13 protein-coding genes are annotated in these 13,311 nt (G+C 69.8%); 5 read left to right on the forward strand and 8 right to left on the reverse strand.

Features of this window, described 5'->3' with window-relative positions:
- Positions 1-44 precede the first annotated feature (44 nt).
- Positions 45-1,475, forward strand: a complete 1,431-nt coding sequence (pyk, locus tag ACFV6V_RS07955; protein ID WP_385560721.1) for a pyruvate kinase — start codon at positions 45-47, stop codon at positions 1,473-1,475.
- Positions 1,476-2,273: 798 nt separating this feature from the next.
- On the forward strand, positions 2,274-2,537 hold the full coding sequence (locus tag ACFV6V_RS07960) for a hypothetical protein (RefSeq protein WP_385560724.1): 264 nt from the start codon (positions 2,274-2,276) through the stop codon (positions 2,535-2,537).
- 81 nt (positions 2,538-2,618) lie between these two features.
- On the opposite strand, the gene ACFV6V_RS07965 is transcribed toward ACFV6V_RS07960, so the two are convergent.
- The 4 genes from ACFV6V_RS07965 to ACFV6V_RS07980 all read right to left on the reverse strand — a co-directional run bounded on the left by ACFV6V_RS07965 (position 2,619) and on the right by ACFV6V_RS07980 (position 6,925).
- The gene (locus ACFV6V_RS07965; protein WP_385560727.1) at positions 2,619-4,034 is read right to left on the reverse strand and encodes a hypothetical protein; all 1,416 of its coding nucleotides are present in this window, start codon (positions 4,032-4,034) and stop codon (positions 2,619-2,621) included.
- A complete protein-coding gene (locus ACFV6V_RS07970) occupies positions 4,003-4,572 on the reverse strand; it encodes a DUF6114 domain-containing protein (protein WP_385560729.1) in 570 nt (189 codons plus the stop codon). The genes ACFV6V_RS07965 and ACFV6V_RS07970 overlap by 32 nt, the downstream gene beginning before the upstream one ends.
- 96 nt (positions 4,573-4,668) lie before the next feature.
- Complete coding sequence (locus ACFV6V_RS07975; protein ID WP_385560732.1) at positions 4,669-5,328, reverse strand: DUF6230 family protein; 660 nt, start codon at positions 5,326-5,328, stop codon at positions 4,669-4,671.
- A gap of 619 nt (positions 5,329-5,947) precedes the next feature.
- Positions 5,948-6,925, reverse strand: coding sequence for a tetratricopeptide repeat protein (locus ACFV6V_RS07980; protein WP_385560735.1), 978 nt, complete (start codon positions 6,923-6,925; stop codon positions 5,948-5,950).
- Between the two features lie 263 nt (positions 6,926-7,188).
- On the opposite strand from ACFV6V_RS07980, the gene ACFV6V_RS07985 reads away from it, so the two are divergent.
- The gene (locus ACFV6V_RS07985) at positions 7,189-7,821 is read left to right on the forward strand and encodes a TetR/AcrR family transcriptional regulator (protein WP_385561041.1); all 633 of its coding nucleotides are present in this window, start codon (positions 7,189-7,191) and stop codon (positions 7,819-7,821) included.
- A 143-nt stretch (positions 7,822-7,964) separates the two neighbouring features.
- On the opposite strand, the gene ACFV6V_RS07990 is transcribed toward ACFV6V_RS07985, so the two are convergent.
- Both ACFV6V_RS07990 and ACFV6V_RS07995 read right to left on the reverse strand, forming a co-directional pair.
- Positions 7,965-8,993 carry a GDP-mannose 4,6-dehydratase gene (locus ACFV6V_RS07990; RefSeq protein ID WP_385560738.1) on the reverse strand — a complete coding sequence of 343 codons (1,029 nt, stop codon included), beginning with the start codon at positions 8,991-8,993 and terminating at the stop codon, positions 7,965-7,967.
- Positions 8,990-10,171: a glycosyltransferase gene (locus ACFV6V_RS07995; RefSeq protein ID WP_385560741.1), complete on the reverse strand. Its 1,182-nt coding sequence runs from the start codon at positions 10,169-10,171 to the stop codon at positions 8,990-8,992. The genes ACFV6V_RS07990 and ACFV6V_RS07995 overlap by 4 nt, the downstream gene beginning before the upstream one ends.
- Positions 10,172-10,235: 64 nt before the next feature.
- On the opposite strand from ACFV6V_RS07995, the gene ACFV6V_RS08000 reads away from it, so the two are divergent.
- Together ACFV6V_RS08000 and ACFV6V_RS08005 are read left to right on the forward strand one after the other, a co-directional pair.
- Positions 10,236-11,018: a response regulator transcription factor gene (locus tag ACFV6V_RS08000; RefSeq protein WP_385560744.1), complete on the forward strand. Its 783-nt coding sequence runs from the start codon at positions 10,236-10,238 to the stop codon at positions 11,016-11,018.
- Positions 11,015-12,421: a sensor histidine kinase gene (locus ACFV6V_RS08005; RefSeq protein WP_385560747.1), complete on the forward strand. Its 1,407-nt coding sequence runs from the start codon at positions 11,015-11,017 to the stop codon at positions 12,419-12,421. The genes ACFV6V_RS08000 and ACFV6V_RS08005 overlap by 4 nt, the downstream gene beginning before the upstream one ends.
- Before the next feature lie 19 nt (positions 12,422-12,440).
- Here ACFV6V_RS08005 and ACFV6V_RS08010 read toward each other — a convergent pair whose 3' ends face one another.
- Together ACFV6V_RS08010 and ACFV6V_RS08015 are read right to left on the reverse strand one after the other, a co-directional pair.
- The gene (locus ACFV6V_RS08010; protein ID WP_385560750.1) at positions 12,441-12,827 is read right to left on the reverse strand and encodes a hypothetical protein; all 387 of its coding nucleotides are present in this window, start codon (positions 12,825-12,827) and stop codon (positions 12,441-12,443) included.
- 43 nt (positions 12,828-12,870) lie between these two features.
- A complete protein-coding gene (locus ACFV6V_RS08015; RefSeq protein ID WP_385560753.1) occupies positions 12,871-13,305 on the reverse strand; it encodes a hypothetical protein in 435 nt (144 codons plus the stop codon).
- Positions 13,306-13,311 lie beyond the last annotated feature (6 nt).

Genomic DNA, 13,311 nt, shown 5'->3' on the forward strand with positions numbered 1-13,311 from the left:
CAGACGGAATATTCCGGCTAGAAACAAACCGATAGGATCGCCTTATGCGCCGTTCCAAAATCGTCTGCACACTGGGCCCCGCCGTCGACTCCTACGAGCAGCTGAAAGCGCTCATCGAGGCCGGCATGAACGTGGCCCGTTTCAACATGAGCCACGGGACCCAGGCAGAGCACCAGGAGCGGTACGACCGCCTCCGCAGGGCGGCGGCCGAGACCGGCCGCCCCGTCGGTGTGCTCGCCGACCTCCAGGGCCCCAAGATCCGCCTCGAGACCTTCGCCGAGGGACCGGTCGAGCTGGTCCGCGGTGACGAGTTCACCATCACCACCGAGGACGTCCCCGGTGACAAGTCCATCTGTGGCACCACGTACAAGGGCCTGCCCGGAGACGTCTCCAAGGGCGACCAGGTCCTGATCAACGACGGAAACGTCGAGCTGCGGGTGGTCGAGGTCGAAGGCCCCCGGGTGAAGACGATCGTGGTCGAGGGCGGTGTCATCTCCGACCACAAGGGCATCAACCTTCCCGGTGCCGCGGTCAACGTCCCGGCCCTGTCCGACAAGGACGTCGAGGATCTCCGCTTCGCCCTGCGGATGGGCTGCGACCTCGTGGCACTGTCCTTCGTACGGGACGCCAGCGACGTCAAGGACGTCCACAAGGTGATGGACGACGAGGGCCGCCGGGTCCCGGTCATCGCCAAGGTGGAGAAGCCGCAGGCCGTCGAGAACATGGACGCCGTCGTCATGGCCTTCGACGGCGTGATGGTGGCCCGCGGCGACCTGGCCGTCGAGTACCCGCTCGAACGGGTCCCGATGGTGCAGAAGCGGCTCATCGAGCTGTGCCGCCGCAACGCCAAGCCGGTGATCGTGGCGACCCAGATGATGGAATCGATGATCACCAACTCCCGTCCGACCCGCGCCGAGGCGTCCGACGTCGCCAACGCGATCCTGGACGGCACGGACGCCGTGATGCTCTCCGCGGAGTCCAGCGTGGGCGCGTACCCGATCGAGACGGTCAAGACGATGTCCAAGATCGTCACCGCCGCCGAGGAGGAGCTCCTCTCCAAGGGCCTCCAGCCCCTGGTCCCCGGCAAGAAGCCCCGCACCCAGGGCGGTTCGGTGGCCCGCGCCGCCTGCGAGATCGCCGACTTCCTCGGCGGCCGCGCCCTGGTCGCCTTCACCCAGTCCGGCGACACCGCCCGCCGCCTGTCCCGCTACCGCGCGGAGCAGGCGATCCTCGCCTTCACGACGGACGAGAACACCCGCAACCAGCTCACCCTGAGCTGGGGCGTGGAACCCTTCATCGCCCCGTTCGTCGAGACCACCGACGCGATGGTGGACCTGGTGGACGCGGCCCTGCTGAAGCTGAAGCGCTTCAACCAGGGCGACACCATGATCATCACCGCTGGATCCCCTCCCGGCGTCCCCGGCACCACCAACATGGTGCGGGTCCACCACCTGGGCGGCGAGAAGCACCACTGACGGCAGCCTCGCAGCAAAAGAGGCGGCGCCCCGGTCCACTTGTGCGGACCGGGGCGCCGCCTTCGCCGTTCCCGACGGATCGGCGTGAGGCGGACGCCACGGATGGCGCGACCTGCACCTTCGGGCACTCACAAAGCAATAACGCCCTGAATCTGCCAGACATGAAGTTTTGCGGGTGACATCAAGACCACTTCCGGAAGATCATCAAGGAAGCCAAGGAGGGCAAGTCACCCTCCTGCCCGGTGAAACCGAAGCCTTCGGCGGTTCGGATGAGCGCCGTCGCGTTCGGTCGTGGCACTACGACACGCTCGGCTTCCTCCTCCGACTACCCGGGTGTAGGCAGCATCGTGAACCAGGATGGCGTCACCATCCAGATCTACTCCACCGATCACGCGTCGGCTCACGCAGATGTCAAGGGCAAGGGCCCTGAGGTCCGGATTGGCCAGAATGGCAAGCCGCTGAAGAACGAGCCGGAGTTGTCACGTCTCCAGAGGGCTGTTGTCGACAGCAACATCCGTAGCATCAGGGAGAATCTGCGAGTCGCTATGGAGAGGCACAAGGCCGATGGTGGATGCTGAGCCTTCCCCTGAGCTGCTGGCCCTTCTCCGAAATTTGGAGAAGTACCTGGACAGGCCGACTACACCCAAACCTGAAGACGGGCATGCGCGCTGGGACCTCTACCGCGCAGCCCTTCGCTCCGACGGGGCACTACCCCTCCTACTGAAGGCTGTCTCAATAGAGCCGGACGGCAGTCTGGCTTCTGGAGTTGTAGGGGAAGTCCTTGAGCGGGTTTCGCCGTTGGAGCGAGACGCGTGGGTCCAGGCTCTTGCCCCCTCGGTTCGCTCCTTCAGTGAACGCCGCGCGCGGGAGCTCGGAGTACTGGAGGCCGTCCAGTCCGGTGAGTTCGCCGCAGGCGGAGCCATCGGCATGATCGAGGGCTGGACCGACTGGCTGCAGCTGCGCGTTGCCAGCGCAGCCCAGGACGCTGACCTGCTACGTTCGCTCGCCGACCACGGCAGGACGAAGCGGATCCGGCACACGGCCCGTGAGGCACTGCGCTGACGCCACTCGTGACATGAAGAACTGTGGGCCGCACCCCTTCGCAGGAGTGCGGCCCACGGCTCTATGCGGCTCCCGGAGGGCTCAGCCGGCGTTGCCGCCGGTGAAGTAGTTGTGCAGACCGGGGACGGTCAGCGTGCCGCCGAACTGGGCCGCCTGGGTCACCTTCACGTTGGTGAAGAAGGCGAACGGGACGTTCAGGGGCGGCGGGGTCTCGGGGCTGAAAGTCACGGGGATCAGGCCGAAGAGGTTGCCCTTCAGCTCCTCCGTGTACATCGTCACCTTGCCGTTGCGGATCTTCGATGTAGAGCCCTTGCTCGCCTCGACGTGCATCGTGGTGCCGTTCGGACCGACCACGGTCTGGTGCAGGTCCTTGATGTCGACGCCCGACGCGGTGAACTTCAGCGCCTTCTTGATCTTGCCGCTACCGGTCTTCACCTCGACGATGCCCTCGTAGTCCAGGCCCGTCAGCGTGAGCAGGGAGCTCTCCAGCACCCAGGGCTCGTCCGGGAGCGAGGGGATGCCCGGCTCCACCTCGGCGGCCGCGAGGGCCTCCGGGTCGGCGGTCGGACACGGGAAGCGCGGCTTGGCGCCCTCCGGGATGTCCTCGTCCTTTACCGGGTCCGTGCCCTTGACCTTGTCGTCGAGCTCCTCGACCTGGGCGCCGGCCTTCTCAGCCGCGTCCTTGATGGCGTCCTTGGTCTTGTCCGTGACCTTTTCGGTCTCGTCAGCCTTGTCGCCTTCATCGGTCTTGTCGGGCTCGTCGGCCTCGTCGCGCGCCGGGTCCTCGTCGTCGGACGTGCTCTCCGACTCGGACTGGTCCGCGGTGGGCTCGTCCGACGGCTCGTCGGTGGGCTTCGCCGACTCGCTCGCGGCCGGTTCGGCCGCCGATTCCTCGTCGTCGGAACCGTCAGAGCCGTCGAACAGATCCTTGATCTTGTCGCCGAGGCCCAGCGGGTCGAGCAGGCTCTTGGACTCACCCGACTCGGAGTCTTCAGCGTCCTCAGCGGGCTTCGACGCGCTGTCACCCTCGGCCGCCGACTCGGAGGCCGACGGGGACTCGGCCGGCTTCGGCTCGTCCCGTGTCTGACCCGAGTCGTCCGCGGCATCGGAGGCACTGCCGGAGGGCTTCGCCGAAGGCTCGTCCGACTTCTTGTCCGAGGACTCGTCCGACGCCTCGTCGGACGGCTTCGCCGAGTCCGACGGGGACGGTGACTCCGACTCGGATGGCTCGTCGGAGCGCGTAACGCACGGTCCCGGCGCGAAGGGTATGTCCTTGTCGTCGGCGAGGGCGAGCCTGGGAGCCAGGCTCATCCCCACGAAGACAGCGGTGGGCATGGCGGCCAGGGCCATCGCCTTACCGGCGGGCATCTGGAGCTTGGTCAGCAGCGACTTCCTCGGGGCCGCATGACGCGGACCCCGTCTGGCGTCTGCCCCGTCACCCCCCGCCGTGCTCAGCGGTGTGACATCACCCGGCACTGTTCCTCCCGCCGTTTGCATCGATGGTGGTCGCGTGCGTCGTCTTCTCGCCATGCGGGCCCCACGGCTCCGGGCCCTGATCCGAGTCCGACGCGTAGGCATGCGGCGGCTCGGCTGGGTCGGGCACTTCACCGTCGGTGGCGGGCGATTCGTCCGCCGGCTTCCCCGGCGCCCATGCGACACCGAGGGCTCCGCCGATCAGGGCGAACAGGAAACCGAAGAAGAAACCGCCCAGGTTCGCCAGCGGAATGGAGACAAGCGCCAGCAGAATCGCGGCGATACCCGCGAAGGTCCTGACCAGGGGCTGGAACCACAATGTGAACCCCAGCGTGAACAGCAGCACGCCGATGATCAGCGCCCCTGAGCCTGCGTTCGTCTGCAGGGAGAGCGTCATGTGCCCGAGCTTCAGGCTCGCATACGGGAAGTAGATGATCGGTATGCCGCCGAGCAGGGTGAGCAGGCCCGCCCAGAAAGGCCGCTGCCCCCGCCATGCGCGGAACCGCCGGCGGAAGACGCTAAGGAAGTGCTCGTTCTGTTCCGTGGACTCGGCGACGCTCATGGAAAACAGCTCCCTGGAACTGGTGTTGCGATGTGGAGAGTTGGGCGGGCGGGTGAAGCCGTGTGGCCTCGCCCGCCCGTCCGGACGGATTCACCGTCAGTAGCACTCGACTCCGGCGCCAGAGCCCTTCTTCAGATCCATCTGAAGACCGCCGAGCGTGAAGGTGCCGGCAGTGGTCGCCCACGCCTTCTGCTGAACGTCCCGCAGCTCTGCGACTTCAGCCTGCTGCGCGAAGCCGTTCGGCAGGATGTTCTCGCCCGGCTTGACGGCGGGACCCTTGCCACCCGCCGCGGGGTTGCCGGTGTTCTTGGCCGCAACACCGATGTCGATGTTGGTGAATGTGGCGTCACCCTTGAGGTAGGAGACATCCAGGTAAAGGTTCTTGGCCGTTACCGACTTGTCGCCCTCACCGGCCTTCAGCTGAAGGGTGATCTTGCCGACGAACGGCACGTCGGTGACGACCGACTGGCACATGTCCTCGATCGTCGCGTTCTGGAACGACGAGATCGCGACCGGGTGCGCCACCTTCTCGTCACCCTTGAGGTCCGCGTACCCCATGTCGACGCCGCCGTACTGGGCGAAGCCGGTTCCCTTGAGATACCCAGCCGTAACCTTGAACTCCTGGCCCGACACCGCGAACGAAGCCGCGAGTGCGCCCTGGGCCAGGCCCACGCCGATCGCAGCCGTGGCGGCCACGGACGGCACCATGACGACCGCGAACCGCTTCCATCTGGTCCCACCACGAACCTGGGACATATCTGTTCCTCCTTCGACGGACGTACATCTCCGGTACGGACCGGGGGGTCCGCCCTGGGATGGGAGAAGTGCTACGTCCTCGGGAAGGGGAGCACCGAGTCAACGGGCGCGAGCCGCGTCCGCTTCACCGGCGATCACCCCCGAGCGACAACCACTGGCCACGCCGTTTCGCGCAACCTCAATGGACAGGCCCCGCCGCTCAGGCAGGAACCCCCCTGTCCGCGGTCGACGCCTCTGCCGCCGACCGACCCGGTGGGGACCCAGGACCGCCTGACGCGGCTGGCTGCCGAGTGGTGCGGTGATGGACCGAGTGCGGCCGATCGTGGTGCATTAGAAGCCGAGGCACAAGGGGGTTCGTTACTCGGTAGTAACGGGCCGATAACCACGCCGCGACGCGGCGGTATCGCCCAGCCACACAGGGTGCCTCACCCGCCACAGAAGGTGCGGGAATTGTTGCCCAAAACGGGACAGACCATCGTGATCGATTTACTACGAGTAACAGCGGTCGCGTTTACCAAGTTTTGGTAAAGCGCGACCGCACTTTGTCACTCTGTCGCCAAATCGGCGACCACGCCCCGCCCCTACGGAGCAGGAGCCGAGGCCGCAGATATCGGGTGCGTCAGAACAGCACCCGTGCCAGCGCCGTGCGCGCGGCGGTCACCCGCGGGTCGTCAGGACCGATCACCTCGAACAGCTCCAGCAGATGCAGCCGGACGGTGTCGCGGTCCGCGCCCGCCGTGCGGCTGACGGTGTCGACAAGCCGGCCGAAGGCGTCCTCGACATGTCCGCCGACCAGATCCAGGTCGGCCACGGTGATCTGCGCCTCGACGTCGTCCGGCTTGTCAGCGGCCTGCTTGCGTACGACGGAGGCGTCCATGCTCTGAACCCGGTGCAGCAGTTCGGCCTGGGCGAGGCCGAGCTTGGCCTCCACATTGCCCGGGTCGTCGGCGAGCACGTTCTTGTACGCCTGCACCGCACCGCCCAGATCGCCCGCGTCGAGCGCCTGCACGGCCGCTTCGAGCGCCGCGTCGTGCGGTCCTGCCGGGGCGGCGGGGGCTGCCTGAACGTCGCCGTCCTCGGCCTCCGCGTCGACGGTGATCCCGGTGAGACCGAAGCGCTGCTCGGCGACCTCGACCAGCTGGTCGAGGGTCCCCCGGATCTGCGGCTCGGGCGCGAGGCCCTGGAAGAGCGGGAGGGCCTGGCCCGCGACCACGGCGAAAACGGCCGGGATCCCCTGGATCCCGAACTGCTGCATCAGCAGCTGGTTGGCTTCGACATCGATCTTGGCGAGCACGAAACGGCCGTTGTACTCACGGGCGAGCCGCTCCAGCACCGGGCTCAACTGCTTGCAGGGCTCGCACCATTCGGCCCAGAAGTCGATGACGACCGGGACTTCGGTCGAGCGCTGGAGGACGTCGCGCTCAAAACCCGCCTCGTCTACGTCGATCACGAGGCTGGAGGGAGACACGGCACCGCCGCCGCCACTACGGGCGGCCTCGGCACGGGCCTGCTCCGCCTTGGCCTTGGCCTCACCGGCCGCCTTCACCGCGGCGAGGTCGACGACGCCGCTCATGGACATGTTCCTAGGCTGCTGCATGTCTACATCCTCCCCCCTCCGCGCGCACGAGTGAAAAGCCCGCCTGAAGTCATATGACCGGCGGCATCACGGTCTTCGGTCGTGCTGTGGCGCCCGGTCCCCACCTGGCGCCTGTGGTCGTCACCCAGCAGTGTTTTCGCTACGAGTCGTAGCGTAACTCCAATACCACCGCGGCGTGTGGATTCCACCGGTGAAGTGGCTCACAGCGCGTGGCAGCCACCGCACCCCGGGCGATCGGCGTACTGGCCGGTATGGTCGCGGTCATGTGCAGCCACAGCCGTCCGAAAACCATCCGCGCCGGTCGCCCCCGCAGCGCCGAGGCGGATGCCGCCATCCTGGACGCGACCAGGGCTGCGCTGGTCGAGCTCGGCTGGTCGAAGCTGACACTGGGGGATGTGGCGAAGCGCGCCGGGGTGGCCAAAACCACGCTTTACCGACGCTGGGCCAACAAGAGCGAGCTCGTCGTGGACGCGGTCGCGGTGCTCTTCGACGAGCTGGAGCTGCCCGATCGGGGCTCGCTGGCCGCGGACATCGAGGGCGTGGTGCTGCAGTTCGCCCAGCTGCTCCAGCGCCCGGAGGCCAAGACGGCGATGATGGCGGTGGTCGCCGAGTCGACCCGCGACGAACCGCTGCGCGAGCGCATCCGGGTCTCGATCGTGGACCGCCAGAAGCGACTGGTCCTGACGGGCCGCGAGCGGGCGCAGGCGCGCGGCGAACTCCCGGTGGAGACCAGCCCGGAAGCCGCGGCCCGCACCGCGGACCTGATCTTCGACGTGGTCGCGGGGGCGGTGGTGCACCGGGCCCTGGTGAGCGGCGAACCGGTGGACGAGGACTGGGTCAGGCGCTTCACGGCGGTGCTTTTGGGCGGGCTCGGGGCGGCGGGCGGGCTCGACTGAGCTGCTGGGCGGGCCGGGGCGAATCGGCAGAGCCCCGGACGGGCAGCGGGCCGGCTCGACCGATCTCCCGGACGGACCGGCGGGGGCGGGTCGGCCCGACTGAGCTGCCGCACGAGCCGGGCTCCGCCGCCCCCGTCGCCGGCTCACACCTGGTAGCGCTCCGCCGCGAACAGGTGCAGGTTCTCCGCCACCCACTCCGACGTCCGCTTCAGGCCCTCGTCCAGAGGGACTTCGGGCTCCCAGCCCATCCACTCCCGCGCCCTCCGGTTGTCCGAGAGCAGCCGCTCCACCTCGCTGCCGGACGGGCGCAGCCGCGCCGGGTCCACGACGACCTCGGCCCTGCGCCCCGAGGCGGCGATCAGCCGGGTCGCCAGCTCACCGACCGAGATCTCCTGCCCCGTACCGAGGTTGACTACCTGCCCGAGCGCCCGGTCGCAGTCGGCAGCCGCCAGGAAGCCGCGCGCCGTGTCCGTGACGTAGGTGAAGTCGCGGGTCGGGCTGAGCGAGCCCAGCCTGATCTCCGTCGTCCCCGCGTGGAGTTGGGCGAGGATCGTGGGGATCACGGCACGGGCCGACTGGCGTGGGCCGTAGGTGTTGAAGGGCCGCACCACCGTCACCGGCAGCTCGAAGGCGTGCCAGTGCGAGAGGGCCATCATGTCCGCGCCGATCTTCGATGCCGAGTAGGGCGACTGCGGCTGGAGCGGATGGTCCTCGGAGATCGGCGCGGTCAGGGCCGTGCCGTAGACCTCGCTGGTGGAGGTGTGCACCAGACGCCGGACCCCGTGACGGCGGCAGGCCTCGGCGATGTTCTCGGTGCCGTTGACGTTCGTCTGGACGTACGCCCCGGGTGAGTCGTAGCTGTAGGGGATGCCGATCAGCGCGGCGAGGTGGAAGACGGTGTCACAGCCCTCGACGGCGTCCATGACGCGCCCCGGGTCGCGCACGTCCCCCGTGATCATCTCCAACTCGCCGATGCGGTGGGCGAGGTGGCCGCGTTCGGCGTACGGCTTGTAGTGGACGAACGCCCGGACGTCGGCTCCCCGCTCGACGAGCAGATCCACGAGGGTGGACCCGATGAAGCCTTCGGCTCCGGTGACGAGGACGGTGCGGTTGTTCCAGTCATTCCCGCTCTTCCGGTCGTTCCCGTTGTTGCGGCCGATGGGGTTGGTCATGCTGCGTACTCCTTGGTGTGGGAGGCGAGTTCGATGACACGGGCGGCCAGCAGGTCCGCCGCGCGGGCGTGGGGGCCTGGGTCGGCGGCGCCGCTCATCGCGGCGAGCCGTGCCGGGTCGGCGAGCAGGGGCGCGGTGAGCGCGTCGAGGCGTTCGGCGGTGGTCTCGGCGTCCGGCAGCAGCAGTCCGGCCCCGGCGTCGGTCAGCACTCGCGCGTTGTGTGTCTGGTGGTCGCCGGGTGCGTGCGGGTACGGGACGAGCACGGCCGGGACTCCTGTGCTGGCGAGCTCCGCCACGGTCGCCGCGCCGGCCCGGCAGACCACCAGGTCCGCCGCCGCGTAGGCGAGGTCCATCCGGTCGAGATACGGGACGGCCCGGGCGACGGGCGAGTCGCCGAGGCGGCGGCGGGTCTCCTCCAGGGCGGCCGGTCCCGTCTTGATCAGCAGATGGACGTCGGCGCGCTCGCGCCACCGGTGTGCGAGCCCGACGGCGGCGTCGGTGAGCCGTGCGGCGCCGAGGCTGCCGCCGTTGACCAGCAGCAGCCGCGCCCCGTCCGGGACGTCCAGCATCCGGCGGGCGTGCTCGCGCAGAGCGGGACGGTCAAGCCCTGCCAGCGGCGCGGCGATCGGCATGCCCGTGGTCAGGGCGTTCTCGCCGCCCGCCAGATGGGCGCGGCTGTGGTCGAAGGCGACGGCGAGATGCGGTGTCAGGCGGGCGGCGAACTGGTTGGCCCGGCCGGGCACCGCGTTGGACTCGTGGATCACGCTGGGCAGCGCGGCCAGCCGGGCCCCGAGGATGACGGGCGCGCTCGGATAGCCGCCCATGCCGACGGCGACCTGCGCCCGCTGCGCCCGCAGGATGGCGCGGCACTGGGCGCCCGACTTCAGCAGCGCGGCGGGCAGCAGATAGCGACGGGCGCCGAGCGACGGATCGAAGGGGATCATGTCGACGGTGTGCAGCCGGTACCCGGCGGCCGGTATCAGCTCGCCCTCCAGGCCCCGGGTGGTCCCGACGAACGAGATCACCGCGTCGGGCAGGGCGCGCCGCAGCGCGTCGGCGAGTGCGAGGCCGGGGTAGATATGGCCGCCGGTGCCGCCCGCGCCGATGACCACCGACAGGGGACGGTGCGGGACGGGCCCCGATCCGTGTGAGGCGGGTGGTGTGGGTGGTGTGTGCATGGACGCCACGGTCGCGAAGCGCCTTAAGAGGGTTCTAAGAGCTCGGTTTGGCAGGCTTTACGGCATGGGCACGGACTTGGGCGGCACGGGCATGAGCATCGGCGCGGGAGCAGGAGCGGGAGCAGGCCCGGGAGAAGGAACAGGCGCGGGGGCGACAGCGGGCGCGGCGAGGATCCTGGTGGTCGACGACGACCCCGAGGTGCGCGCGGCGGTCGCGGATGCCCTCACCGTCGAGGGGTACGAGGTGCGGGAGGCCGCCGACGGCCTCGCCGCGCTGTCGGAGATGGCCGCCTGGCAGCCGGACGCCCTGGTACTCGACGTGATGATGCCGGTCCTGGACGGGCTGGCGGTCTGCCGGCGCCTGCGGGCACTCGGTGACCGTACGCCCGTGATCGTGCTGACCGCCCTGGACTCGGTGAGCGAGCGCGTCGACGGGCTGGACGCCGGCGCCGACGACTATCTGGTGAAGCCCTTCGCCCTCGACGAGCTGACGGCCAGGCTGAGAGCGCTGCTCCGCCGCACGGCGCCCCCGGAACCCGGGGAAGGCGACGAGCTGCGCTTCGCCGATCTGGTGGTGGATCCGGTCGCCCGCACCGGCAGCAGGGGCGGGCGGCCCCTGGAGTTCAGCCGCACCGAGTGCGCACTGCTCGAACTGCTGCTGAGGCACCCCGGCCAGGTGCTGCCCCGTGAGCTGATCCATGAGCTGGTGTGGGGCCGCGACTTCGGGCCCGGTTCCAACTCGCTGGCGGTGTACGTGGGGTATCTGCGCCGCAAGCTGGAGGCAGGCGGTGAGCCGCGACTCGTCCACACGGTCCACGGGGTGGGCTACCGGCTGGACGCGGCGTGAGCGGCGGGCGCAGGCTGGGCGCGCGCTGGCGGCGCCGCCGCCCGGTGCGGACACGGCTGGCGCTGGCCGCGTCGGCCGCGGTGGCGCTGGTCGCCGTCGGGGTGTGCACGGCCGCGTTCTTCGTTCTGGACTACGCGCTGTACCACCAGCTGGATCTGAATCTGACCCAGTCGGCCACCGTGGTGACCCAGCAGAACCGCGACTCGGGTCCGGACGTCCTGGCGGGCGAGTGCCGCTTCCTCTCGGCCCCCGCCTGCGCTCAGGTCGTCCCGGCCGATCCGGCGGACGATCCTTCCGCGCCCCCGTATGTGCTCCCGGTCTCCACACCGGTCCGGGAGGTCGCGGCGGGCGTGCGCGCACCGTACTTCTCCGAGTTCACGCTGTCCGGTCATCCGGCCAGGATGCTCACCACGCCGTTCGGCAAGGGCAAGGCGCTTCAGGTGGCGCTGCGCGCGGACACGGTGGAGAAAGGGGTGCGGCAGGCGGCCTGGCTGCTGTCCCTGGTGGGGGCCACCGGGGTGCTGCTGGCCGGGGCGCTGGGCTACGCGGTCTCGCGTACGGGTCTGGCTCCGGTGGCCAGGCTGACGGCGACCGCGGAGCGTATCGCCGCGACCCGCGATCCCCGGCACCGGATCGAGCTGCCCGAGGGCCCTCCGGGGCGCGAGGACGAGGTGACCCGGCTGGCCGCCACGTTCAACACCATGCTGGGCGAGCTGGAGCAGTCGGTCAGTGCCCAGCGCCGGCTGGTGGCCGACGCATCGCACGAGCTGCGCACCCCGCTCACCGCGCTGCGTACCAATGCGGAACTGCTGGCCCGCGCGGACCGGCTCACGGACGCCCAGCGCGAGCGGGCGTCCGGGGCGCTGGCGCGGCAGCTGCGTGAGGTCACCGGTCTGGTGAACGATCTGATCGAGCTGGCCAGGGACGAGGAGCCGCATCCGCTGCTGGAGTCCGTGCGGCTGCGGCAGCTCACCGCACACGCGGTGGACACGGCACGGGCCCACTGGCCGGGGACCGCGTTCACGTTCTGGGCGGATGAGGCGACGACGGACCTGACCCTGCCGGGCGTTCCGGCCCGGCTGTCGCGGCTGCTGACCAATCTGCTGGACAACGCGGCCAAGTTCAGCCCGCCCGGCGCGGCGGTCGAGGTGGCCCTGACCTCAGCCGATCTGACGGTCCGCGACCACGGTCCGGGGATCGCGCCGGAAGACCTGCCCTATGTCTTCGACCGCTTCTACCGGGCGGAGTCGGCACGTGCGCTGCCCGGTTCGGGTCTCGGCCTGGCGATGGCCCGGCAGATCGCACGGGCGCACGACGCCGAGCTGACGGCGGAGCACGCCCCGGGCGGCGGCGCGCTGTTCCGTCTCACCTTCACGGACGCCGCAGACCGCGGTCCCCGGTGAGCGGAGCTTGGGACGGCCCTCAGGGCACGGGCTGTCCTGGCCAGGTCACGTCCCGCGCGGGCGGGGCCTGTTCGGGCGGCAGCAGACCGGCGACGACCAGCGCGGCCCGGCCAGCCAGGTACCCGGCGATCAGGTAGCTGTGGCGGCAGGAGTCCGCCGGGTGCCGGCGGCCCCGGGTGACGGTGACCCGGGCACTGACCCCGTCGAGGCCCTGCCGGATGCCCGTCCACAGCGGACCGGCGAACTCATCGGGCAGTTCCTCCTGCGGTGCCGTGCTGAGGAACTCCCCCACCCCGCCCGCCACAGGCGGCTCGAAGTCGGCGGTGAAGTGGGCGAAGCGGCCGGCGCAGTTGACGCGGTGGTAGTGCACGCGAAGGTCGCGCACGGGGACGGGAAGACCGGTCATCGCGCCACGGTAGAGCCGCGATGACCGGTCGCTCCAGCCGTTTTCACGGAGACAGCGGGCCGCGCTCCCCGATGAGCCGGGACTTTTCCGGCCAGGTCACCTTGGTGAGCTTGTGGGCTTCCACGGGCGGCAGGATCCCGGCGGTGATCAGCACGGCGCGGGCGGCCATCTGACCGGCGATCTTGAAGCCGTACTCGGACGAGTCCACGATGTGATGCCGTCCGGCGGTGATCAGCACGTCTGCCACGATGCCGTCGCCACCATCGACGTCTCCTCCGAGTCCCTGCGCCACGCCCGCCCGGTACGCGGCCACGTACTCGTCCGGAAGGTCCTCATCGGGCACGAGGTTCACGAAGTCCGGCTCACCGGCGTCGCCGGGTGGCTCGAAGGTGGCGGTGATGTCCGCGAAGGGGCCGCAGCCGCCGACGTAGTGGAAGCGGACGCGTATGTCGCGTACGGGAATGGGAAGACCGGCCATCGCGCC

The sequence above is a fragment of the Streptomyces sp. NPDC059828 genome, assembly GCF_042731955.1.
In the GTDB taxonomy this organism is placed as follows: domain Bacteria; phylum Actinomycetota; class Actinomycetes; order Streptomycetales; family Streptomycetaceae; genus Streptomyces.